Origin of the sequence: Pseudomonas sp. YuFO20 (assembly GCF_035064975.1) — a bacterium.
Taxonomy (GTDB): Bacteria; Pseudomonadota; Gammaproteobacteria; order Pseudomonadales; family Pseudomonadaceae; genus Aquipseudomonas; species Aquipseudomonas putida_AE.
Genome location: NZ_JAXDEO010000044.1, coordinates 1 through 22,653, shown reverse-complemented (window position 1 = coordinate 22,653; position 22,653 = coordinate 1). Strand labels below are relative to the sequence as shown.

Below are 22,653 nucleotides of genomic sequence, written 5' to 3'. Positions count from 1 at the left end.
GCGAGCAAGCCCGCTCCCACAGGGGGTTTGAGGCGACCACAGAATTTGTGAACGACTCAGGAACCTGTAGGAGCCGGCTTGCTGGCGATGGCTCGGCCCCCCACAGTCCCGGCGACTGGCCAACAGTCAGATCACCACGTTACGCACAAACCGCACCGCCACCGGCCCATCGTTGCGATAGGAGTGGGGCTGGTTACTGGCGAACATGAAGAACTCGCCAGCGGCGATCTTGTGCGGCACATCGCCGACCATCACCGTCAGGCAGCCTTCGAAGACGTAGAACTGTTCGCTCCAGCCATCGGCGTCCGGCTCCGAGGGGTAATGCTCGCCCGGTTCGAGGCGCCATTCCCAGAGTTCGACTTCACGGCTGGCGTTGGCCTTGGCCAGCAGCACCGCCTTGCTGCCGGGGATCGTACCGGCCCAGGCCAGCTCGTTGATGCGGCTGTGGTCGCGCACATCGGGGGCCTGGATCAGGTCGCTGAAGGCCACATCCAGTGCTTCGGCCACCCGGTCAAGGGTGGTCAGGCTGACGTTCTTTTCGCCGGCCTCGATGGCCACCAGCATCCGCCGGCTGACCCCGGATTTTTCCGCCAACGCGGTCTGGCTCATGTCGGCGGCATGGCGCAACCGACGAATGTTCTGGCTGACGTGCTGCAGGACCGAAGCCCGGGGCGAGGAATCTTTGTGCACTATATTGCTCACTTGGTGGTGTTGCGCAGTATACTGCCCAACTTGCGACGCATTGTGCGTCCCCCTCATATAGTGTGCAAGATCATGACGTCGGCGAACTCCTCCCAGGCTTCCTCCCGTTTCCTGCGGCTCAGCAAGGCCGAATGCGTGCTGGTGCTGATCACCATGGTCTGGGGCGGCACCTTTTTGCTGGTCCAGCATGCGATGACCGTCAGCGGCCCGATGTTTTTTGTCGGCCTGCGCTTTGCCGCCGCCGCGATCATCGTCGCCCTGTTCTCCTGGCGCAGCCTGCGCCAATTGACCCTGTTCGAACTCAAGGCCGGGGCCTTTATCGGCGTGGCGATCATGCTCGGTTACGGCTTGCAGACGGTGGGGTTGCAGAGCATCCCCAGCAGCCAGTCGGCATTCATCACCGCGTTGTACGTACCCTTTGTGCCGCTGCTGCAATGGCTGGTGCTGGGACGTCGTCCTGGGCTGATGCCCAGCATCGGGATCATGCTGGCGTTTACCGGGTTGATGTTGCTGTCGGGGCCTTCCGGCGCGGCGCTGAACTTCAGCCCCGGTGAAATCGCCACGTTGATCAGCGCCATTGCCATTGCGGCCGAGATCATCTTGATCAGCAACTTTGCCGGCCAGGTCGATGTGAAACGGGTGACGGTGGTGCAATTGGCGGTGACGTCGCTGCTGTCGTTCCTGATGGTGGTGCCGACCCAGGAACACATTCCAGACTTCTCCTGGCTGCTGTTGTGCAGTGCGCTGGGATTGGGCGCGGCGAGTGCGGCGATCCAGGTGGCGATGAACTGGGCGCAGAAGAGTGTTTCGCCGACCCGGGCGACCTTGATCTATGCCGGCGAGCCGGTGTGGGCCGGAATTGTCGGGCGGATCGCCGGGGAGCGGCTGCCGGCGATTGCGTTGCTCGGTGCGGGGTTGATCGTGGCGGCGGTGATTGTCAGTGAGTTGAAGACCAAGGGTAAGGCCGTTGTTATTGAGGAAGAGTTGGAGCGGGAAACCCAGGGTTGAACCGCAATATTTGCGGCGTTTGATAAACAGCTTTCGCGAGCAAGCCCGCTCCCACATTTGGAACGCGTTTCACCCTGTGGGAGCGGGCTTGCTCGCGAAGGGGCCAGACCTGCTGATTACCACCCTTCGAAACAATGATAAACAAGACTTTTCCGTCTACCTTGTAGGATTCTGCGACAGCTTGGCGTTTGGCGATCCGGGAGCTGGCACGTATGATGCTTCATAAACTTCCGCAGATTAGAAGCCTATGTCCCTGATAGTTCTACTGCTTCTGCCTTTTTTAGGCAGCTGTCTGGCAGCGGTGCTGCCACACAACGCGCGTAATACCGAATCACTTCTGGCGGGCCTGGTTGCCTTGATTGGCACTGTCCAGGTTGCACTCCTGTACCCGCAAATCGCCCATGGCGGCGTGATCCGCGAAGAATTCTTCTGGCTGCCGAGCCTGGGCCTGAACTTCGTCCTGCGCATGGATGGCTTCGCCTGGCTGTTCTCGATGCTGGTGCTGGGCATCGGCACGCTGGTGTCGCTGTACGCCCGCTACTACATGTCGCCGGACGATCCGGTGCCGCGGTTCTTCGCGTTTTTCCTGGCGTTCATGGGCGCCATGCTCGGGCTGGTGATCTCCGGCAATTTGATCCAGATCGTGTTTTTCTGGGAACTGACCAGCCTTTTCTCGTTCCTGTTGATCGGCTACTGGCACCACCGCGCCGACGCCCGACGCGGCGCGTACATGGCGCTGATGGTCACCGGCGCGGGTGGCCTGTGCCTGCTGGCGGGGGTCATGCTGCTTGGCCATGTGGTCGGCAGCTATGACCTGGACAAGGTCCTGGCCGCCGGCGACATGATTCGCGCACATGCCCTCTACCCCATCCTGCTACCCCTGATCCTGATCGGCGCACTGAGCAAAAGTGCGCAATTCCCCTTCCACTTCTGGCTGCCCCACGCCATGGCCGCGCCGACACCGGTATCGGCCTATCTGCACTCGGCGACCATGGTCAAGGCCGGGGTGTTCCTGCTGGCCCGGCTGTGGCCGTCGCTGTCCGGCAGCGAAGAATGGTTCTACATCGTCAGCGGCGCCGGCGCCTGCACCCTGTTGCTCGGCGCCTATTGCGCGATGTTCCAGAACGACCTCAAGGGCCTGCTGGCCTACTCGACCATCAGCCACCTGGGCCTGATCACCCTGCTGCTGGGCCTCAACAGCCCGCTGGCCGCCGTGGCCGCGGTGTTCCACATCCTCAACCATGCCACCTTCAAGGCCTCGCTGTTCATGGCCGCCGGGATCATCGACCACGAAAGCGGCACCCGTGATATCCGCAGGCTCAGTGGCCTGTTCAAACTGATTCCGTTCACCGCGACCCTGGCCATGGTCGCCAGCGCCTCGATGGCCGGGGTACCGCTGCTCAACGGCTTCCTGTCCAAGGAGATGTTCTTCGCCGAGACCGTGTTCATCAACGCCACGGCCTGGATCGAAGCCACCCTGCCGATCGTTGCGACCATCGCCGGGACCTTCAGCGTCGCCTACTCCCTGCGCTTTACCGTGGACGTGTTCTTCGGCCCGACCGCCACCGACCTGCCCCACACGCCCCACGAGCCGCCGCGCTGGATGCGTGCGCCGGTCGAGCTGCTGGTGTTCACCTGCCTGGTGGTGGGGATCTTCCCGGCGCAAGTGGTCGGCCCGTTGCTCGCTGCCGCTGCGCAGCCGGTGGTGGGCGGCACCCTGCCGGAGTACAGCCTGGCGATCTGGCACGGCCTGAACGCGCCGATGATCATGAGCCTGGTCGCCATGTCCGGCGGCATCCTCTTGTACCTGCTGCTGCGCAATCAGCTCAAGCGCGGACGTTTCCGTTACCCACCGCTGATTGGCCGGTTCAACGGCAAGCGTCTGTTCGAACGCCTGCTGGTGATCAAGATGCGCCTGGCCCGGCGTCTTGAGCGACGGATCAGCACCCGGCGCCTGCAAACCCAATTGTTCCTGATGGTGCTCGCCGCCGTGCTGGCCGGGTTGATCCCGATGCTGCACAGCAGCCTGCATTGGGGTGATCGGCCGAAGATTCCGGGCTCGATCGTGTTCGTCATCCTCTGGCTACTGGCGATTGCCTGCGCCCTCGGTGCCGCGTACCAGGCCAAGTATCACCGTCTGGCCGCCCTGACCATGGTCAGCGTCTGCGGCCTGATGACCTGCGTGACCTTCGTCTGGTTCTCGGCCCCGGACCTGGCATTGACGCAACTGGTGGTTGAAGTGGTGACCACGGTGCTGATCCTGCTGGGCCTGCGCTGGCTGCCACGGCGGATCGAAGAGGTCTCGCCACTGCCGAGCAGCCTGCGCAAGGCGCGCATCCGCCGTATCCGCGACCTGCTGCTGTCGGCCGTAGTCGGCGGCGGCATGGCGTTGCTGGCCTATGCGATGCTGACCCGGCAGACGCCAAACGACATCTCCTCTTTCTACCTAAGCCGCGCCCTGCCCGAGGGCGGCGGCAGCAACGTGGTCAATGTGATGCTCGTGGACTTCCGCGGCTTCGACACCCTGGGTGAAATCACCGTGCTGGTGGCGGTGGCCCTGACCGTGTTCGCCCTGCTGCGACGTTTCCGCCCGCCGAAAGAAAGCATGCAGCTGCCAGCCCAACAGCGCTTGCTCGCGCCCGACGTGGTCACCGACCTGGTCAACCCGCGCCACGCCAGCGACACCGCGCTCGGTTTCATGATGGTCCCGGCGGTGCTGGTGCGCCTGCTGCTGCCGGTTGCGCTGGTGATCTCGTTCTACCTGTTCATGCGCGGCCACAACCAACCGGGCGGCGGTTTTGTCGCGGGCCTGGTGATGTCGGTGGCGTTCATCCTGCAATACATGGTCGCCGGCACCCAGTGGGTCGAAGCGCAGATGAGCCTGCGTCCGCTGCGCTGGATGAGCGTCGGCCTGCTGTTCGCCACCGTCACCGGCCTCGGCGCGATGGTCGTCGGCTATCCGTTCCTGACCACCCACACCTGGCACTTCGAGCTGCCGTTGCTGGGTGACATTCACATCGCCAGCGCCCTGTTCTTCGACGTTGGCGTGTACGCCGTGGTGGTCGGTTCGACGCTGTTGATCCTCACCGCCCTCGCCCACCAATCGGTACGGGGCCACAAGACCGCGGCCCAGCCAAAACCCGCCGTCATGAAGGAGGCTGTCTGATGGAAGAAGTCATTGCCATCGCCATCGGCGTCCTGGCCGCGTCCGGCGTCTGGCTCATCCTGCGTCCAAGGACGTTCCAAGTGGTCATGGGCCTGTGCCTGCTGTCGTATGGCGTCAACCTGTTCATCTTCAGCATGGGCAGCCTGTTCATCGGCAAGGAGCCGATCATCAAGGACGGCGTGCCGCAGGACCTGCTGCACTACACCGACCCGCTGCCGCAAGCGCTGGTGCTGACCGCGATCGTCATCAGTTTCGCCATGACCGCGCTGTTCCTGGTGGTCTTGCTGGCCTCCCGGGGCCTGACCGGCACCGACCATGTGGATGGCCGGGAGCCTAAGGAATGAATCCGTTGTCGCACCTGATCGTCGCGCCCATCCTCCTGCCGCTGCTGACCGCCGCGATCATGCTGATGCTCGGCGAGAAACACCGCCCGCTCAAGGCGAAAATCAATCTGTTCTCCAGCCTGCTCGGGCTCGGTATTTCCGTCGTGCTGCTGCAATGGACGCAAAGCACCGGCATCGCCGGCTCCATCGGCGTGTACCTGCCCGGCAACTGGCAAGTGCCGTTCGGCCTGGTGCTGGTGGTCGATCGTCTGTCGGCGTTGATGCTGGTGCTGACCGGCATCATCGGCGTCTGTGCCCTGCTGTTCGCCATGGCGCGCTGGGACAGTGCCGGTTCGAGCTTCCACGCGCTGTTCCAGATCCAGTTGATGGGCCTGTACGGCGCCTTCCTCACGGCGGACCTGTTCAACCTGTTCGTGTTTTTCGAAGTGCTGCTGGCCGCGTCCTACGGCCTGATGCTGCATGGCTCGGGGCGGGCGCGGGTATCGTCGGGGTTGCACTACATCTCGATCAACCTGCTGGCATCGACCCTGTTCCTGATCGGCGCGGCGCTGATCTACGGCGTCACCGGCACCCTGAACATGGCCGACCTGGCGCTGAAGATCCCGCTGGTGCCGGAGGCCGATCGCGGCCTGCTGCACGCGGGCGCGGGCATCCTGGCGGTGGCGTTCCTGGCCAAGGCCGGGATGTGGCCGCTGAATTTCTGGCTGGTGCCGGCTTACTCCTCGGCCAGCGCGCCGGTGGCAGCTATGTTCGCGATCATGACCAAGGTCGGCATCTACACCTTGCTGCGCCTGTGGACCCTGCTGTTTTCCGGTCAGGCCGGCGCCTCGGCCTACTTCGGTGGCGACTGGCTGATCTACGGCGGCATGGCCACCATCGTCTGCGCGGCCCTGGCGATCCTCGCGGCGCAACGCCTGGAACGCATGGCCAGCCTGAGCATCCTGGTGTCGGCGGGGATCCTGCTGTCGGCCATCGGCTTCGCCCAGCCCAACCTGATCGGTGCGGCCCTGTTCTATGTGGTCAGCTCGACCCTGGCGCTGAGCGCGCTGTTCCTGCTGGCGGAGTTGATCGAACGTTCGCGCTCGGCCAACGAAATCCCCCTGGAGGATGAAAACGAAATGCTGCCACGGCCGCTGGAGTCGTTGCATCCGGTCAAGGGCATCAACCTCGACGACGACCAGAAAGCCGTGGTTGGCCAGGTGATCCCCTGGACCATGGCGTTCCTCGGCCTGAGCTTCATCGCCTGCGCCCTGTTGATCATCGGCATGCCGCCGCTTTCCGGGTTCATCGGCAAGCTCAGCCTGCTCAGCGCCCTGCTCAACCCGATGGGCCTGGGCAACGGCAGCGACGCGCCGGTCTCGAATGCCGCCTGGGGCTTGTTGGCGTTGCTGATTCTCTCGGGACTGGCGTCGCTGATCGCCTTTTCCCGTGTGGGCATCCAGCGTTTCTGGACCCCGGCAGAACGCCCCTCGCCTGTGCTGCGGCGCCTGGAATGCTTACCGATTTTCGCCCTGCTGGGCCTGAGCATCCTGCTGACGTTCAAGGCAGAACCGCTGTTGCGCTACACACAAGCGGCGGCCAATGCCCTGAACAACCCGCAGCAGTATGTGATGGCCGTGCTCGGCACCCGTGCGGTGCCAAGCCCTGAGGCCAAGGCGGCGTTGCTGGAGGTGCAACCATGAAGCGCCTGTTGCCTGCGCCGTGGCTATCGCTGGCCCTGTGGCTGTTGTGGTTGCTGCTGAACCTGTCGCTGAGCCCCGGCAACTTGCTGTTGGGTGCCCTGCTGGGGTTTTGCGCGCCGTTGATGATGCGCAAGCTGCGCCCGCTGCCGATCCGTATCCGCCGGCCCGGGGTGATCCTGCGCCTGTTCCTGCTGGTCGGTCGCGATGTGGTGGTATCCAACCTGGCGGTCGCCGTTGGCGTGCTCACTGCTGGCCGCCGACCACCGCGTTCGGCGTTCATCAAGGTACCGTTGGACCTGCGCGACGCCAACGGCCTGGCCGCGCTGTCGATGATCTGCACGGTGGTGCCCGGCACCGTCTGGTCGGAACTGGCGCTGGACCGCAGCATCCTGCTGCTGCACGTCTTCGACCTGGATGATGAAGCGCTGTTCATCCAGCACTTCAAGGCGACCTACGAGCGCCCCCTGATGGAGATCTTCGAATGAGCAGCTTGCTGTCGAACGCGATCCTGCTGAGCCTGTTCCTGTTTTGCGTGGCAATGATCCTGACCCTGATCCGCCTGTTCAAGGGACCGTCGGCCCAGGACCGGGTCCTGGCCCTGGACTACCTGTACATCGTGGCGATGCTGATGATGCTGACGCTGGGCATTCGTTATGCCAGTGACACTTACTTCGAGGCCGCGTTGCTGATCGCGCTGTTCGGCTTCGTCGGCTCGTTCGCCCTGGCCAAATTCCTCCTGCGTGGCGAGGTGATCGAATGAATGCGCATTTGTCCCTGTGGGTCGAAATACCCGTGGCCATCCTGCTGGTGCTCGGCAGCCTGTTTGCCCTGGTGGGCGCCATCGGCCTGGTGCGGATGAAGGATTACTTCCAACGCATGCACCCACCGGCCCTGGCCTCGACCCTGGGCGCCTGGTGCGTGGCCCTGGCCTCGATCATCTTCTTTTCGGCGCTCAAGTCAGGGCCGGTCCTGCATGCCTGGCTGATTCCGATCCTGCTGGCGATTACTGTGCCGGTGACCACATTGCTGTTGGCCCGGGCGGCGTTGTTTCGCAAGCGCATGGCTGGGGATGATGTGCCGGCGGAGGTGTCGAGTCGGCGTACGGAAAGTGGGTGACCGCGTGCACCTCCTGTAGGAGCGAGCTTGCTCGCGAAAAACCCGAGAGCACCGCGGGGTGTCAGGCTCCCCGCGTCATCGTTGACCTCCATCGCTCGGTCAACAAACAATAGGTCGTCTGTCAGGACGCTATCGCCGGCAGGCCGGCTCCCACAGTAGATCGGGCATGGCCGCGAGAAATGGGTTTCAGACCCACGCCACCGCCAACAACCCCGCCCCAAGCAAGACACACAACGGCGAGTAGACCCAGGTGTCCAGCCGCGCAAACCGCGAACCCTTGACCTCCTTGAAAAACCCCACCAGCTCCGAATCACCAATGGCCCGGGCGAACAGCAACAGCGCAATGACGCTGATCACCCACTGCAACCCTCGGTGATCAACCTGCGGCAGCCACCAGCCAACCCGCAGGCACACCAACAGGGCAATGATCAGCAACGCCGCCGCCACCAGCATCGTCATCCAGCCACGGGGCTGGAAGGCCGGCTGCAACCGCGTACCGCCCTCCACCGGCACCTGCGGCACCGCCGCCACGGCGGCCCATTCACCGCCAAACGCCCAATACAGGTGTACCAGAGCGATCACCGCAATTACCGTCGCCAGCCATTGAGCCAACACGAAGGTCATGGTCTGCAATCCTTGAAAGGGATTTGAACAGACTCATCCTAGTCGGCTTTTTTGGCCCTGCACGCACTCACACCCGCGACCCGACCAACGAGGCAGCCAGCGCCTACAGAGCGGCAGAAACCTTGTCCGCCACCTCTTGCGGCAACCACGCCTTCCAGACCTCCGGATGCGCCTTCATGAACGCTTCGGCGGCCTGGCGCGGTGGCGTGTGCTTTTCACTCATCTCGGCCAAAGCCCGGTTCAACGGGTCAATGGGGAAATCGACCTTGGCGAAGAACTCGGCAATTTCCGGGTGCTGCTTCTGGAACGGCGTGGACACGCCGATGGACAGCTTCGAGGGCAGCGAGCGGGTCGGTTGCGGATTCGGGTTGTCGGCGTCGGTCAGGGTTTTCCAGGCCTGCGCATCGAAAGGCGGTTCCTCCAGCTGGATCAACTTGAAGCGACCGAGCAGCGGCGTGGGCGACCAGTAATAGAACAGCACTGGTTTGCCCCGGCGAATCGACGAGCTGATCTCCGCATCGAGCGCCGCCCCCGAGCCGCTACGGAAGTTCACATAGCTGTCCTCGAGCCCATAGGCCTTGAGCTTCTGCTTGTTGACCACTTCCGAGGTCCAGCCGATGGGGCTGTTGAGGAAGCGACCCTTGCTCGGTGCTTCAGGGTCCTTGAACACGTCCTTGTACTTGGGCAAGTCCGTGACACTGCGCAAGTCCGGCGCCATCGCCTTGATGCCCTTGGCCGGGTCTCCCTTGATCACGTACTCCGGCACCCACCAGCCCTCGGTGGCACCCTTGACCGTGTCGCCCAGGCTCGCGACCTTGCCTTCGGCCTCCGCCTTGACCCAGACCGGGCTGCGTCCGGCCCACTCTTCGCCAATGACCTGGATGTCATTGTTGGCCAGTGCGGTTTCCAGGGTAATGGTGGTGCCCGGCAAGGTGTCGGTCGGCAGCCCATAGCCCTTCTCGACGATGATCCGCAGGATATCGGTGATCAGGCTGCCGCTTTCCCAGTTGAGGTCGGCAAAGTGGATCGGTGCGCTGGCAGCCAGCACCGGAACGGGTGACGCCAACAATCCGAACGTGGCCACGACAGCGGCCAGCAACCGGCGAATGCCTTTCATGCTTGTGCACCTCGTGCTGTTCACAGCAATAGCAGGATGGCCTGGCAGAAGACCGCGAAGCCTCTGAATACTCAGTCAACTGACTGTAGTAGAGGTTCCTGCTTTCGAGGGACGGGGATCAGTTATCGGATATTTCCTGCAGGCGGGCCAGCTCTCTCCTGACCATGCTGGCGTACGCCGCGGGTTGCAACGCGTAGATCTGCGAAGCCACCCAGTTCAGCCAGGCACCTTGCAAGACGGCCTTGTGCTCGAACAGGCGCAGGGCCTCGGCTTGCGCGCTGGCCTGGTGCTGCTGGTGGAAATCGGCGCGGGGCAGGCTCACTACTCACTGGCCTTGAACGTCACCAGTTCACCCTTGCGCCATTTCGCGGCCTTGGCGGTCACGGCCTTGAGGGTCTTGGTCAGGCCTTCCTGCAGCTGCTGGTGGGCGGCGAATACCGTCACCACGCTATGGCCTTCCTTGAACAGGATGGCGTGGCCATCGGCGGTGGTCACGAAGGCGTAGTCGCCCAGGCCGTAGACCGTCAGCTTGATGTCGCGGAACTTGATTTCCAGCTTGCCGCCTTCGCGGCTGGGCAACACCGACGCGCTGAAATGATCGCCGACCTTGAGCTTGAGCCCCGGTTTATCGTCCACCACCAGCGCGGCTTCGGTGTCGATTTCGGCAACATAAATGCCTTCGGCGCTCTGTTCGGTAAGGTAAACGAAACGTGACTGAAACTGTTTAACCAGCTTTGCGCGCAAATCGCCCAGCACGAACAAAGCATGCATATCGAGATTACTTACTGCCAAGGAAACATCCCCACATCTGAAAATGACGCCGCACGCGAAAAAAGCGCGCAGCCAAAAAAGCGGCAATGCCGAGGTGAAGCCAGATAACCCGGGTTGAGATCCTGGGATGAGCAGAGTGCTGATCCCTCTCGAGGCTTGAGCAGATTACTGGATGCCGTTCACATCGTCTCGCCCGGCGTTCGACAAAGGCTGAAGGAAAAAGCCCTCGGAACGGCCAGAAAAATACGGACTATCAACTTTAGGGAAAAAACTCTTATAAAAAAGCACTTTTCTGACATATCGCCAGGCGAAAATTGCTTTAGATAACCCTTGTCCACCCACCAGTAAGGCTGATTCTAGAGCAGCGATGCTCACCGAGACTACCCATAACGACGAACATTACGTCGGCAAACCACGAAAAGGACTTCATATGTGCACACTGACACACTTTGCCCATCCCCAGGCATCTTACTCCAACACCCCATCTTCCCTGCACCCCGCGGTGTTTCTTGCCAGCGAAGCCGATGCTGCGCCGCCACGATTCCAGGTGGTCCTGGCGGGCAACGCTTTCTTCCATATCAAGGAAACTTCCACGGGACACGTAAGAGGTTTCCGCGGCGACCATAACCAGGCCTGCGCCCTCGCCCGCGCACTTGAGTCACGTATGTGACACATTCGTCCCGTTTTCCCCTTGAAGCTTTCGTCAGGCCGGCGACTTTACTCAGCCGCCGGCCTGCAACTGCTGCCATACTGCCCGACCAATCAAACGCGCCTGCCGGTGGCGGGCGCGTTAAACAACAATATTTTTCATGGGAAGGCTGCAACGTGACGGAATTTGATATCGGCGAGTTTTTCATCAGGGGCGAAGCCAGGGAAATCGACGGCGAATTCCAGGCCGTGATCGTGATGCGCGCCAAACCGCCGCTGAAAACCGTGACCTATCATCAGGTCGAGAAAGATCGCTGGTTCAAATCCTCCGACATCGCCGCCCTCGCCGCCCAGCAATCGGCCAGGGAACTCAAGGACGCCGTCGATGCGGGCGCCTTGAAAAGCTGACAGGCGAATTTGCGGTCTATGCTCACTGCTGCGTTTGAACATCGTTTTCGAACTTACTGAAGCCCGCCTCCCTCAGATGTAACGCAGGCGCGCTTCATATCTTTCACTCGACACGACCGATGACCGCAAGGAGATCAAGATGGAATCACCGACCCACGACCTGAAAGGCCTGTTCGACCAGCTCGGCCTGGACTCCAGCCAGCGAGCCATTGACGATTTCATTGCCGACCATTCCCCCCTGCCCGACGACAAAAAACTCATCGACGCCGATTTCTGGACCCCGCAACAGGCAGGCTTCCTCAAAGAACAATTGCGTGAAGACGCCGACTGGGCGCGGGTGGTCGACGACCTGAACCTGCGCATGCACCAGGTTCACTAGCCTCAGGCACAGTGCCGGCTGCCTGCCGTTTCGGCGCGCAATTGCGCCAACCAGGCAGCCTTGCACTCTTCGGCTTCATAACGACTGGAATAGGCAGTGCCACGGCGTTCGCCATTGAGCAGCACCACCCAGCAGATGCTTTGGCCCAAAGCCCGCAGACTGGCGGGTACTCCGCTGCCGATCATGACCGCGACATCAACTTTATTGTGCATGCTGCGCCTCCAATTCCGTTAGCTACCTAACTAATAGAGGTATGGTAACGATTTCACAGGCACGCAAACAATATCGACTTTGTATAGCTTCGTTACCAAAATTGTAACAATAGCCTTCCATCATCGAGGGTTTTCCGGTTTGTAGCCCAGGCGCAAACCACCCCAATGGCGGCCCTTGAGCATGATCGGCACCGACAGGTCGTGCATCAGTTCGCCGGTGTCGCGGGTGTAGGTCTGCAACAGCACCGCCTGCTGATGACTGCCACAGCGGATCCCCGTGCGGTCGGCGAATTTGCGTTTGCTGCGGTTCTGCAGGGTATCGCGCTGTACGTCGCCGGTCAGTGGCTGGCTGAACGCCTTGTTATGCGTTGGCACATAGCCCTGCTGGGTGCAGGCGATGGCGAACACCAGGCCTTCGTGGCGGGGCAGCAGTGGCTCCTGGATCCCTGGCAAGACCTGATCGGTGTAGCGATCGAAACGCGTCCGGTATTTGGTCGGGTGGGTATCGGGGATCGCCTGATAATGGCGGTCGAACAGGTCTTCGAGGCTGATCTGCCCCGCCTCGATGTCGGCCTCGAAACGCGCGGCGATCTGGCTCGCGCCTTCCCGGGCCAGGTCGTAGATCCGCTGGTGGTAGTCATCCAGGCCGACTTCGGCGAGGCGCTCGCTGATGGTCTCGGCCTGGCCTTCCATCTGCACCGCTGCCAGGGCCAGGCGCTGGGTCTGTTGGTCGCTGATGGCCAGGTCGCTGCGCATCTGCTCGATGGCGTGAAACAGGCTATCGAGTTGTTCGCGGTTGGTTTCAGCACCGCGGGCGATCTCACCGACCTGGCTTTCGACGCTGGCAGCCAGGCGGGCGATATTTTCCAGGTGCTGGCCAGTCTGTTCGACCTGCTGGACCCCGGTGTCGAGGTCGCCCGACAACTGGCGGATCTGCTCGACCACTTGCGCGGTGCGTTGCTGGATATCGGCCACCATCTCCCCGACTTCTCCGGTGGCCGTGGCAGTGCGCGCGGCAAGCCCGCGGACCTCATCGGCCACCACCGCAAAGCCACGCCCGTGTTCTCCGGCCCGCGCCGCTTCAATCGCTGCGTTCAAGGCCAGCAGGTTGGTCTGGCTGGCGATGGACTGGATCACCAGCGTGACCCGCTGGATCTCATCGCTGCGCAGGCTCAGGGCCTCGATCAGTTCACGGCTGTTGCTGGCCCGCTGGCTGAGCTGGTGCATGCGGGCGATGGACTCGATCAATTCGGTGCGCCCTGCCACGCCGCTCTGATGTGCTTCGCTCGCGGCACTGAGCGCCTGGCGACTGAGAGTGGAGGTGGCCTGCTCGGTGGCGATCATGACTTCGGCATTGCCGACGATTTGCGCCGCCGCGCCCAGTTGCGATTGCAACTTGTCCGCCAGTTGCTTGACCGAAAAGGCCACGCCAGCGGCTGACAGGGCGTTATGACTGGTGGTGTAGGAAAGTTCGCGGGTCAGCGCCGAAAGCGCGCTGGAGGTATTGGCAGGTACCGCTTCGGGCGATGCGCGAGTACGCAGGCGCGGCAGCCAGATGATCAGCACCGCCACAGGCAGGCCCAGGTAGAGCGACCAGCCGCCCAGGGTCATACCGCACAGCAACAGCACCAGGGCGATGCTTTGCAGAGTCGGCGTCAGCCAGCGGTTTTTCGGCAAAAGCACCGGTGCAGGCACTGCCGCATCCCGAGATCCGTCTCTCGTCATATTTGTCACCCCGCAAAATATTCTAGTTGTTGTCTTCGCATTAAACGCCGGCACAAGGCCATTATCCATGAGCCTTTAGTCGGGGACGTTGCAGCAGATCAATAGAAGTCAGCGGGGATTTGTGTAGACGTCAAAAAGCAAAGATCGCAGCCTGCGGCAGCTCCTACAGGGGTTCGCTTAAACCTGTAGGAGTTGCCGAAGGCTGCGATCTTTTCAAGCAGCCCACCTTTAATGGGCTACTTCACGGGAATCAGGCCTGACGCTGGTGCTTGTCGATCTGCTCGTGACGTTCTTGAGCTTCGATGCAGTACTTGGTGGTCGGGCTGATCAGCAGGCGCTTGAGGCCGATCGGCTCGCCGCTGTCATCGCACCAGCCGAAGCTGTCTTCCTTGATACGTTCCAGGGCTTGTTCCAACTGGGGCAGCATGCGCTGATCGCGATCGATCGCGTTCACCAGCCAGGTGCGCTCTTCTTCGACGGAAGCGGCGTCAGCCGGGTCGGCCGGGGTGTCCAGGCTTTCGATGGCGATGCGGTTCTGCTCGATGCGCTCGTGGGTTTCGACTTTCATGTTCTGCAACAGCTCGGAGAAAAAAGCATGTTGCTCGGCATTCATGTAGTCATCCGCCGGCATGGCCAGCAACTTGTCCTTTGTCATTGATATCTCTATAAAAAAACGTGCATTAAGGCGAATTAGGGAGCGTTGCGGCAGACCATCGAAGGTCATCGCAAAGGCGCCGTTTATACCAAGCGCCACCCGGCACTCAATTTAAGAGGGGCGGCAGTCTAAGGCCGACTTGAGGCCTCAGCAACTGAAAAGACAGCGAATTTGTCCGACAAGGCCTCGAAAATGCTCTATGACAGGCATCCAGGAGGATATCGGAGTGCGTTTATAGCAAGAAATTCAATCCCGCACAGGGATATGCGAGACAAACCGCTGAGCTGCATCCCCCCTCTGGTGCGGGTCGATCGGGCTCAGCTAAGGTTGTGGCTCGGCAAATGGTTATCTCAAGGAGCGGTTATATGAAGCTGATCGGCATGCTGGACTCACCTTACGTGCGACGCGTCGCCATTTCGGCCAAGCGCCTGGGCATCGACCTGGAGCAGCAATCGGTGTCGGTGTTCAGGACCTTCGAGCAGTTCAAGCAGATCAACCCGGTGGTCAAGGCGCCTACCCTGGTGCTCGACGATGGCGAGGTGTTGATGGATTCGACGCTGATCATCGATTACCTGGAAGCCCTGGCCGGACCTGGCCGCAGCCTGATGCCCCAGGGTATCGAGCAACGCCTGCGTGCATTGCGCCTGATTGGCCTGGCACTCGCGGCCAGCGAAAAGTCGGTGCAGCTTTATTATGAGCGCAACCTGCGCCCGGCAGAGATCCAGTTCCAACCCTGGGTCGAACGCGTCGAGGGACAACTCGCGGCGGCTTATTCGGCGCTGGAACGGGAGTTGGAAAAGCAGGCGCTGCCCAGTGACGGCTCGATTGGTCAGGATGGCATTACCCTCGCGGTGGCGTGGAGTTTTACCAATCTGGTGGTGCCGGATCAGGTTGATGCCGCGCAGTTTCCGCTGATTGCTGCGTTTACCGCTTATGCCGAGGGGCTTGAGGCGTTTGTTGCCTCTCCTATTGATGGATGAATTTATAGCGCCTGATAAGGCCTCTTCGCGAGCAAGCCCGCTCCCACAGGGGAATGCGGTCCACACTGTGGGAGCGGGCTTGCTCGCGAAGAGGCAATTACAGCCAACATCAATGTAACTGCCGAAAATAAAAACGCCGCTCCTGCGCAAGGCAGGAGCGGCAGAGGCACAAGCCTCAAGAGATCAGTGCATGAACAGAGCGATCAGGATGATGATCGGGATAGGTACGCCGAGAAAGAACAACAATAATGAACGCATGATGATTCTCCAGGGTTAACGAATCGGTGCGGGGCTGACGTAGGTGTCGGTTTCCACATACACCACGGCATCCCGACGACGGCCACCAAAGGTCGCGGCAAGGCTGGCGAAGAACGCCCCGGCCAACAGCGCGACGAACATCCACAAGGTGGTCCAGGCAGCGACTTTGGCGGCAGTGTCAGCAGCCTGTTGCGCAGCCAGCTTGGCGTCGGCCACGGCTTTTTGCGTACGGGCATAGACTTCGTCCACACGACGCTCCGCGTCCGCTTGCGTCAGGTTGGTCCGCTGCGCCACCAGTTGAGCCAGGTAAGTGCGGTCTTCAGGGGACAACTGGCCATCGCTCAGGGAACGCACGAAAATGCGCGTCACAGTGCCGCGGGCGGCGTCATCGCTGACGGCAGCCGGACGGTCATCGCGAAACAGGCTGTCGATGTAGTAGCCGTACTGATCGCTGTCGGTATTGGCTGCCGCGGTGCCTGCCGCCTGGGTCACGGCGTTGGCGGCGCCACCGGCGACCTGCGCCCCGGCTTGCACCCCGCCACTGACGATGCTGCTGACCGAGCCGGCCACCAGTGTCGCCGTCACCAGCGTCGCCACGCACCAGGCGAGAAAGCCGTGGGCGGTGTCGCGAAAGTAGACTTCATCGCCATGCATGTAAGCCCACTTCACCCGCAGCCGGCCTGCGATGTAGCCACCGGCCCCGGACGCAACGATTTGCGTGACGGCCAGCCAGACAATCGTGGAAATGCCCAGCCCCTTGGCGCTCATGCCTTCATTGGCCCACGGCGAAACCGCCGAGAACCCCAGGCCGAAACCGAGCAGTACCAGGATCAGCGACAACGCCGCGGCAGCCGCGGCCCCGGCGAATATCGCACCCCAGGACACGCCGGACACTGTGCTCGACTCATCCGTGGCGGGATAGAAACCCTCAGAGGATCTATTCATTGTTGTATCGCTCCAGGCAGAAAGATGGTGTTACAAGTCTCGAAAGAGCAATTGCAGTCACCGTGCCAGTCGCGTTTTTTTAATAAATCGTTGTCCGTCATATAGTTATAAAGTTTGAACTTCCACGGGCCATGCAATATGCAACGTAGGGGTCTGTTCAGCGGGTTTTATGCATTGATTTGAAAGATCAAAAGATCGCAGCCTTCGGCAGCTCCTTCAGGGGATAGTGCTTCAAATGAACTTTTATTTAGTAAGCCTGCGATCATTTCTTGGCAAAATGGCGCACAAACGTTGTGAACACCTAATCAGGCCAGCCCTATGACCCGCATCTTGACCATCGAAGACGACGCCGTGACCGCCCGGGAAATTGTCGCCGAACTGAGCAGCCACGGCCTTGACGTCGATTGGGTCGACAACGGACGAGAGGGCCTGGAGCGTGCGGTCAGCGGCAATTACGACCTGATCACCCTCGACCGCATGCTGCCCGAGCTCGACGGCCTGGCGATCGTCACCACGTTGCGCACCATGGGCGTGGCCACGCCGATCCTGATGATCAGCGCCCTCTCCGACGTCGACGAGCGCGTGCGTGGCTTGCGTGCCGGGGGCGACGATTACCTGACCAAGCCCTTCGCCACCGATGAAATGGCCGCCCGGGTCGAAGTCCTCCTGCGCCGCCAGAACACCGTGACCGCGCAAGCCACCACGTTGCGGGTGGCGGACCTGGAACTGAACCTGATCAGCCATGAAGCCAGCCGCGACGGCCAGTTGCTGACACTGTTGCCCACCGAGTACAAGCTGCTGGAATTCCTCATGCGCAACACCGGGCAGATCCTTTCGCGGATGATGATCTTCGAAGAGGTCTGGGGTTATCACTTCGACCCCGGCACCAACCTGATCGACGTGCACATCGGCCGCCTGCGCAAAAAGATCGACCCACCTGGCAATGTCCCACTGATTCGAACCGTGCGAGGCTCGGGTTATGTCATTGCCGAACCCGTCTAAAGGCTGGCGCTCCTCCAGCAGTCGCTTGCTGGCGCTGTACAGTGCGCTGTTCGTGGTGTGGAGCGGGATCCTCATGGGGGTCATGTACTACGAGGTGTCCGCTTACCTGGACAACCTGGCCAAGCATTCGCTGATGCAACGCCAGCACCTGTTCTCGCGTTTCCAGGGCGAACAACTGGTGGACGCCCTCGCCGTCAGCATGACCTTCGACATCCGCGGCATCGACGCCTATGGCCTGTTCGACCGCCAGCATCGCTACCTCAGCGGTGCGCTGACCCATATCCCGCGCGGCTTGCCCCTCGATGGCAAGATCCACATGCTCAGCGACTGCGCCGACTCCGACGACCCGACGCTGCCCAACGACAGCTGCGACGCCGTGGCGACCCAGACCCGCGATGGTCTCTGGCTGGTGCTGGTGCGTGACAACGGCTCGCTGTTCGCCGTGACGCGGATCATTTTGCACGCGCTGTTCTGGGGGGTGACCCTGACCATCCTGCCGGGCATCGTCGGCTGGCACCTGTTGCGCCGCCGCCCACTACGGCGGATTCGCGCGATTCAGGGCAGCGCCGAGGCGATAGTCAACGGTGACCTGACCCGACGCTTGCCGCTGTCCAATCGCCGCGACGAACTGGACATGCTCGCCGCCATCGTCAACGCCATGCTCGAACGCATCGAGCGCCTGATGCACGAGGTCAAGGGCGTGTGCGACAACATTGCCCACGACCTGCGTACTCCCCTGACCCGCCTGCGCGCGCAGCTCTATCGCATGCAACAACAGGCCGGCGAAGGCTCGGCGCAAGCGGCGCAACTGGACCTGGTGCTGGGCGAGGCGGATACGCTGATGGCGCGCTTTCGCGGCTTGCTGCGAATCTCCGAACTGGAGGATCGCCAGCGCCGTTCCGGCTTCGTGCAGCTCGACCCGGTGCCGTTGCTGCAGGAACTGCATGACTTCTACCTGCCCCTGGCGGAAGACGACGGCCTGAAATTTGAACTGCAGTTGCCGCAGTGGTTGCCACCGCTCAATGGCGACCGCGCCTTGCTGTTCGAGGCGGTGGCCAATCTGTTGAGCAACTCGATCAAGTTCACCCCGCCCGGTGGCCAGGTGATTTTGCGTGGGCTCAATGAAAACGGGCATACCCGCATCGAAGTGCTCGACTCCGGCCCGGGTATCCCGGAGGAAGAACGGGTGGCGGTGTTCCAGCGCTTTTATCGCGCCGAGGCGGGCAACCAGAAAAGCGGGTTTGGCCTGGGATTGTCGATCGTTGCGGCGATTGTCAGCCTGCACGGGTTTACGCTGGAAGTGGGTAACAGCGAGCTGGGTGGCGCGCGGTTGGTGCTTGATTGCCGGCAGAGTCTGATTGCTACGACCTGACCCAAATCTCCCTGACAACCACGATCAAATGTGGGAGCGGGCTTGCTCGCGAAGAGGGAGTGTCAGACAACATTGATGTTGTTTGACACTCCGCCTTCGCGAGCAAGCCCGCTCCCACAAGGGGATATGTGGTGTTGTCAGGTTGGGTAGTTGGCCCGCAGGGCCTCGAGGCCGCCCTGATAGATCCCGGCAAACAACGCCACCACTTCCTCATTGCTCACACCCACCGGCTCGAACCGGCCGGACCAGGTCACCCGGGCCCCGCCGCCCTGAGCTTCGACCTTGATCGTCGCCAGGTACTCCGTCGCCGGAAACGGCGCCTGCTCGATCGAGTAACTGTAGGTCTTGCCCTCGTTGTCAAACGCTTGCAGCCGCTCGATCACCACAGCGCCGTCCGCCGTCTGCAGGCTACGCACCCGCCCGCCTTCGCTGAGCTCACTCTTGGGAATGAACGGCAGCCAGTCCGGCAGCGAGTTGAAGCCGCCGATCAATTGCCAGACCTGATCGGCCGAGGCCGGGATGTCGATGGTTGCTGATGCAGTTGCCATGTAAAGCTCTCTCTCAATGAATAAGGTCAGATGGCCATGCTGTCGACGACGCCGCCGTCGACTCGAAGCGCCGCGCCCGTGGTGGCCGAGGATAGCGGAGAAGCAATGTACGCCACCAGGTTCGCCACTTCCTCGACATTCGCCACGCGCTGGATGATCGACGTCGGCCGCGCCTTGCGCACAAAGTCGTCGGCTTCTTCCTGGACACTGCGACCGGACGCGGCAATCGCATCCTTGAGCATCAGCTCCACGCCATCGGTCAAGGTCGGGCCCGGCAGGATCGCATTGACCGTCACCCCGGTGCCCGCCAGCCGCTTGGCCAGGCCGTGGGACACCGCCAGGTTGGCGCTTTTGGTCACGCCATAGTTGAGCATGTCCGCGGGAATCGCGATCCCGGATTCCGAAGACAGGAAAATCACCCGCCCCCAACCCTGCTTGACCATGTCCGGCACGTAATGCCGCGACAGGCGCACGCCCGAGATCACGTTGACCTCATAGAAGCGCGTCCACTCGCTATCGGGCGTGTCGAAGAAATCCACCGCGTTGTAGATCCCCAGGTTGTTCACCAGGATGTCTGCCTTTGGTTCGGCGGCGAACAGTTGTTCCGCGCCTTCAGCGGTACCGAGGTCGGCCGTCAGCCCGCGCAGTTGCGCATCGGGCACCTGCTGGCGAATGCTCGCCAGCGCCTGCTCGACCTTGGCCGCCTCGCGGCCGATCACCACCACCGTGGCACCGGATTCGGCCAGTGCCTTGCTGATGCCCAGGCCAATGCCGGCGGTGCTGCCGCTGACAATCGCCAGTTTTCCACTCAGATCGATTTTCATGCTCAAGCTCCAATGATCGGCAAGGGTGCGCGCTCGGACACCAGCTTCGCTTCACGCATCGCTTGCCAGAAAGCGGCGGGAATCACCGTCGACAAGGCGGCCACATCTTCAGCAATCCGCTGCGGGCGACTGGCGCCTGGAATCACCGCGGCCACGGCCGGGTTGGCCAACGAGAACTGCAACGCCGCCGCCTTGATGTCGACACCATGGGCCGCCGCGATGCGCTTGATCTGCTCGACCTTGCTGACGATCGCCGGGCTGGCCTTCTGGTATTCAAAGTGCTCGCCACCGGCCAGGATGCCCGAGCTGTAGGGGCCGCCGACCACGATCTCGACATTCTGCGCCAGCGCCGCGTCCATCAAACGCTGCAACGCCCGGTCATGGTCGAGAAGAGTGTAGCGACCCGCCAGCAGAAAACCGTCCGGCTGCGCTTCGCTCAGATCAAGGGTCAATTCGCACGGCTCGACCTTGTTCACCCCCAGGCCCCAGCCCTTGATCACGCCTTCTTCGCGCAAGCGGGTCAGCACCTTGAAGGCACCGGTGCGAGCCTGGTTGAAGTACTCCAGCCACTGATCGCCGTAGAAGTCCTGGGCGATGTCATGCACCCAGACGATGTCCAGGCGATCGGTTTTCAGGCGTTTGAGGCTGTCTTCGATCGAACGCAGCGTCGCATCGGCGCTGTAGTCGTTGACGATCTTGTTCGGGCGACCGTGTTCGAACACCCCGCTTTTCTCACCCAGGTCGCGTGCCGCGGCATCTTCGACTTCATCGAGGATCACCCGGCCGACCTTGCTGCTGAGCACATAGTCGTCGCGGTTGTAGCGGGACAACGCCTCGCCCAGGCGAATTTCCGAAAGACCGGAACCGTAGAACGGCGCGGTATCGAAATAACGCACGCCGGCGTCCCAGGCGGCGTGGACGGTGGCTTGCGCTTCTTCCTCGGGGATGGCGCGGAACATGTTGCCCAATGGCGCAGTGCCGAAACCCAGGGCGCCGGGCAGTTTGTCTTTCAAGCTCATACGTGAATCCTCTTGGTGTCAGTGGTCAGTTCAAATGACCGATGAGCCAATCCTAGATTGCCGTCTTCGGACCGTCCAAGACATAATGTGCAGCACTTGAGTCCCTATAGGTCTTACATGATCGACATCCGCCAACTGCGCTACTTCGTCGCCGTCGCCGAGGAAGAACACGTCGGTCGCGCCGCCGAACGCCTGCACATTTCCCAATCGCCCCTGAGCCGGCAGATCGCCCAGCTCGAAGAGCGCCTGGGCCTGACCCTGTTCGAGCGCAGCCAGCAACGCATTCGCCTGACCCGCGACGGCCAGACCTTCCTCGCCGAAACCCGTGCCCTGCTCACCCACGCCAATCGCCTGGAATCCCTGGGTAAACGCCTGGGCCGCGGCGAAGAAGGCGGCCTGTGCATCGGCTACATCGAAAACGCCATGCACGCCGGCGTCCTGCCCAATGCCTTGCGCGTGCTGCGGGTCGATCGGCCGAACGTGCACGTCGCGCTGTACAACCAGAGTTCCGCCGAACAACTCGAAGGCCTGCGTCAGCGTAGTCTGGATATCGCCCTGGTCAGCGAACCGCCGACAGACGACGACCCCGACCTGCTGGGCTTCCAGGTGCTGGACGATCCGATGCTGCTGGCCCTGCCCGAGGACCATCCGCTGGCGCAGCAGGCCGTGCTGACCCCGGACGATCTCGCCCACCAGGAATGGATCGGCGTGCAGCACCACCAGAATGTCAGCAGCCGCGAAAACTTCGTCAGCGCCTGCATCCGCGCCGGCTTCACCCCGGATATCCGCATGGAAGCCACCGGCCCCTTCACCGCCATGGCGCTGGTGGCCTCGGGACTGGGCATCGCGATGATTCAGAAAGGCTTGAGCCGCAACGCACCGCCGGGCGTGGTGCTGCGGGAAGTGCCGTGGATTGCCCTCACCAGGCCGCTGTGGGCGGCGTGGCACCGGATCAATCTGCGGCCCTTGGTGGAGACGTTCAGGAAGGTGCTGACGGATTCAGAATCCAGCACATGACAAACTGTGGGAGATTCTATGTTTGGGGGGAAGCCCCCAAGACTGGATTTGGCTGATACTCGCTCTGGTTCTTCATCAGGGCGAACGCCACTCGTGCCAGCTTTCGAGCCAGGATGACCAGCACTTGAGTC

General features: G+C 61.9%; 26 protein-coding genes and 1 pseudogene. 14 read left to right on the top strand and 13 right to left on the bottom strand.

What is annotated here, in order from left to right:
- Positions 1–126: 126 nt before the first annotated feature.
- Entirely contained in the window at positions 127–690 is a 564-nt protein-coding gene (locus SOP85_RS22450) for a helix-turn-helix domain-containing protein (RefSeq protein WP_274077438.1), read from the bottom strand.
- Here SOP85_RS22450 and SOP85_RS22445 point away from each other — a divergent pair.
- From SOP85_RS22445 to SOP85_RS22415, 7 genes are all read left to right on the top strand, one after another.
- A complete protein-coding gene (locus SOP85_RS22445; protein ID WP_323628279.1) occupies positions 685–1,710 on the top strand; it encodes a DMT family transporter in 1,026 nt (341 codons plus the stop codon). The genes SOP85_RS22450 and SOP85_RS22445 overlap by 6 nt on opposite strands.
- A gap of 247 nt (positions 1,711–1,957) precedes the next feature.
- Positions 1,958–4,876, top strand: coding sequence for a monovalent cation/H+ antiporter subunit A (locus SOP85_RS22440; RefSeq protein WP_323608039.1), 2,919 nt, complete (start codon positions 1,958–1,960; stop codon positions 4,874–4,876).
- Complete coding sequence (locus SOP85_RS22435) at positions 4,876–5,220, top strand: Na+/H+ antiporter subunit C (protein ID WP_007986256.1); 345 nt, start codon at positions 4,876–4,878, stop codon at positions 5,218–5,220. The genes SOP85_RS22440 and SOP85_RS22435 overlap by 1 nt, the downstream gene beginning before the upstream one ends.
- A complete protein-coding gene (locus tag SOP85_RS22430; RefSeq protein WP_323628277.1) occupies positions 5,217–6,902 on the top strand; it encodes a monovalent cation/H+ antiporter subunit D in 1,686 nt (561 codons plus the stop codon). The genes SOP85_RS22435 and SOP85_RS22430 overlap by 4 nt, the downstream gene beginning before the upstream one ends.
- Positions 6,899–7,387 carry a Na+/H+ antiporter subunit E gene (locus tag SOP85_RS22425; RefSeq protein ID WP_323608033.1) on the top strand — a complete coding sequence of 163 codons (489 nt, stop codon included), beginning with the start codon at positions 6,899–6,901 and terminating at the stop codon, positions 7,385–7,387. Before SOP85_RS22430 ends, SOP85_RS22425 begins: the two co-directional genes overlap by 4 nt.
- On the top strand, positions 7,384–7,662 hold the full coding sequence (locus SOP85_RS22420) for a K+/H+ antiporter subunit F (protein WP_008063386.1): 279 nt from the start codon (positions 7,384–7,386) through the stop codon (positions 7,660–7,662). Before SOP85_RS22425 ends, SOP85_RS22420 begins: the two co-directional genes overlap by 4 nt.
- Entirely contained in the window at positions 7,659–8,018 is a 360-nt protein-coding gene (locus SOP85_RS22415) for a Na+/H+ antiporter subunit G (RefSeq protein ID WP_274077443.1), read from the top strand. Before SOP85_RS22420 ends, SOP85_RS22415 begins: the two co-directional genes overlap by 4 nt.
- 186 nt (positions 8,019–8,204) lie before the next feature.
- On the opposite strand, the gene SOP85_RS22410 is transcribed toward SOP85_RS22415, so the two are convergent.
- The 4 genes from SOP85_RS22410 to SOP85_RS22395 all read right to left on the bottom strand — a co-directional run bounded on the left by SOP85_RS22410 (position 8,205) and on the right by SOP85_RS22395 (position 10,530).
- The gene (locus tag SOP85_RS22410) at positions 8,205–8,642 is read right to left on the bottom strand and encodes a DUF3995 domain-containing protein (RefSeq protein ID WP_323608032.1); all 438 of its coding nucleotides are present in this window, start codon (positions 8,640–8,642) and stop codon (positions 8,205–8,207) included.
- 103 nt (positions 8,643–8,745) lie between these two features.
- Entirely contained in the window at positions 8,746–9,759 is a 1,014-nt protein-coding gene (locus SOP85_RS22405) for an ABC transporter substrate-binding protein (protein ID WP_323628275.1), read from the bottom strand.
- 118 nt (positions 9,760–9,877) lie between these two features.
- The gene (locus tag SOP85_RS22400; RefSeq protein WP_274077446.1) at positions 9,878–10,081 is read right to left on the bottom strand and encodes a hypothetical protein; all 204 of its coding nucleotides are present in this window, start codon (positions 10,079–10,081) and stop codon (positions 9,878–9,880) included.
- Positions 10,081–10,530: a hypothetical protein gene (locus SOP85_RS22395; RefSeq protein ID WP_274077465.1), complete on the bottom strand. Its 450-nt coding sequence runs from the start codon at positions 10,528–10,530 to the stop codon at positions 10,081–10,083. The genes SOP85_RS22400 and SOP85_RS22395 overlap by 1 nt, the downstream gene beginning before the upstream one ends.
- A gap of 430 nt (positions 10,531–10,960) precedes the next feature.
- Between SOP85_RS22395 and SOP85_RS22390 the strand changes: the two genes are divergently transcribed.
- The 3 genes from SOP85_RS22390 to SOP85_RS22380 all read left to right on the top strand — a co-directional run bounded on the left by SOP85_RS22390 (position 10,961) and on the right by SOP85_RS22380 (position 11,965).
- Complete coding sequence (locus SOP85_RS22390) at positions 10,961–11,200, top strand: hypothetical protein (RefSeq protein ID WP_274077466.1); 240 nt, start codon at positions 10,961–10,963, stop codon at positions 11,198–11,200.
- A gap of 155 nt (positions 11,201–11,355) precedes the next feature.
- Positions 11,356–11,586, top strand: coding sequence for a hypothetical protein (locus SOP85_RS22385; RefSeq protein WP_274077447.1), 231 nt, complete (start codon positions 11,356–11,358; stop codon positions 11,584–11,586).
- A gap of 139 nt (positions 11,587–11,725) precedes the next feature.
- Positions 11,726–11,965, top strand: a complete 240-nt coding sequence (locus SOP85_RS22380; RefSeq protein ID WP_274077448.1) for a DUF2789 domain-containing protein — start codon at positions 11,726–11,728, stop codon at positions 11,963–11,965.
- Positions 11,966–11,967: 2 nt separating this feature from the next.
- Here the strand turns inward: SOP85_RS22380 and SOP85_RS22375 are convergent, their stop codons facing one another.
- From SOP85_RS22375 to SOP85_RS22365, 3 genes are all read right to left on the bottom strand, one after another.
- Positions 11,968–12,177: a hypothetical protein gene (locus SOP85_RS22375; RefSeq protein ID WP_274077449.1), complete on the bottom strand. Its 210-nt coding sequence runs from the start codon at positions 12,175–12,177 to the stop codon at positions 11,968–11,970.
- Positions 12,178–12,297: 120 nt separating this feature from the next.
- Positions 12,298–13,521, bottom strand: coding sequence for a methyl-accepting chemotaxis protein (locus SOP85_RS22370; RefSeq protein WP_442967936.1), 1,224 nt, complete (start codon positions 13,519–13,521; stop codon positions 12,298–12,300).
- Between the two features lie 631 nt (positions 13,522–14,152).
- Positions 14,153–14,557, bottom strand: coding sequence for a TraR/DksA family transcriptional regulator (locus SOP85_RS22365; RefSeq protein ID WP_007935965.1), 405 nt, complete (start codon positions 14,555–14,557; stop codon positions 14,153–14,155).
- A 365-nt stretch (positions 14,558–14,922) separates the two neighbouring features.
- Here SOP85_RS22365 and SOP85_RS22360 point away from each other — a divergent pair, with 365 nt between their 5' ends.
- The gene (locus SOP85_RS22360) at positions 14,923–15,537 is read left to right on the top strand and encodes a glutathione S-transferase (RefSeq protein WP_323628270.1); all 615 of its coding nucleotides are present in this window, start codon (positions 14,923–14,925) and stop codon (positions 15,535–15,537) included.
- A 273-nt stretch (positions 15,538–15,810) separates the two neighbouring features.
- On the opposite strand, the gene SOP85_RS22355 is transcribed toward SOP85_RS22360, so the two are convergent.
- Positions 15,811–16,740: a hypothetical protein gene (locus tag SOP85_RS22355; RefSeq protein ID WP_274077452.1), complete on the bottom strand. Its 930-nt coding sequence runs from the start codon at positions 16,738–16,740 to the stop codon at positions 15,811–15,813.
- A 318-nt stretch (positions 16,741–17,058) separates the two neighbouring features.
- On the opposite strand from SOP85_RS22355, the gene SOP85_RS22350 reads away from it, so the two are divergent.
- The gene (locus SOP85_RS22350; protein WP_020796732.1) at positions 17,059–17,742 is read left to right on the top strand and encodes a response regulator transcription factor; all 684 of its coding nucleotides are present in this window, start codon (positions 17,059–17,061) and stop codon (positions 17,740–17,742) included.
- A complete protein-coding gene (locus SOP85_RS22345; protein ID WP_323628268.1) occupies positions 17,720–19,114 on the top strand; it encodes a sensor histidine kinase in 1,395 nt (464 codons plus the stop codon). Before SOP85_RS22350 ends, SOP85_RS22345 begins: the two co-directional genes overlap by 23 nt.
- A gap of 137 nt (positions 19,115–19,251) precedes the next feature.
- On the opposite strand, the gene SOP85_RS22340 is transcribed toward SOP85_RS22345, so the two are convergent.
- From SOP85_RS22340 to SOP85_RS22330, 3 genes are read right to left on the bottom strand one after another with little or no spacing between them, the layout of a single operon-like run.
- Positions 19,252–19,662, bottom strand: coding sequence for an SRPBCC family protein (locus SOP85_RS22340; protein WP_323608027.1), 411 nt, complete (start codon positions 19,660–19,662; stop codon positions 19,252–19,254).
- Between the two features lie 26 nt (positions 19,663–19,688).
- On the bottom strand, positions 19,689–20,486 hold the full coding sequence (locus tag SOP85_RS22335; RefSeq protein WP_274077455.1) for an SDR family NAD(P)-dependent oxidoreductase: 798 nt from the start codon (positions 20,484–20,486) through the stop codon (positions 19,689–19,691).
- 2 nt (positions 20,487–20,488) lie between these two features.
- The gene (locus SOP85_RS22330) at positions 20,489–21,505 is read right to left on the bottom strand and encodes an aldo/keto reductase (RefSeq protein WP_323628267.1); all 1,017 of its coding nucleotides are present in this window, start codon (positions 21,503–21,505) and stop codon (positions 20,489–20,491) included.
- A gap of 117 nt (positions 21,506–21,622) precedes the next feature.
- Here SOP85_RS22330 and SOP85_RS22325 point away from each other — a divergent pair, with 117 nt between their 5' ends.
- On the top strand, positions 21,623–22,522 hold the full coding sequence (locus SOP85_RS22325) for a LysR substrate-binding domain-containing protein (RefSeq protein WP_274077457.1): 900 nt from the start codon (positions 21,623–21,625) through the stop codon (positions 22,520–22,522).
- A gap of 16 nt (positions 22,523–22,538) precedes the next feature.
- On the opposite strand, the pseudogene SOP85_RS22320 reads toward SOP85_RS22325, so the two are convergent.
- A pseudogene (locus SOP85_RS22320) lies at positions 22,539–22,653 on the bottom strand (IS110 family transposase); the annotation flags it as partial.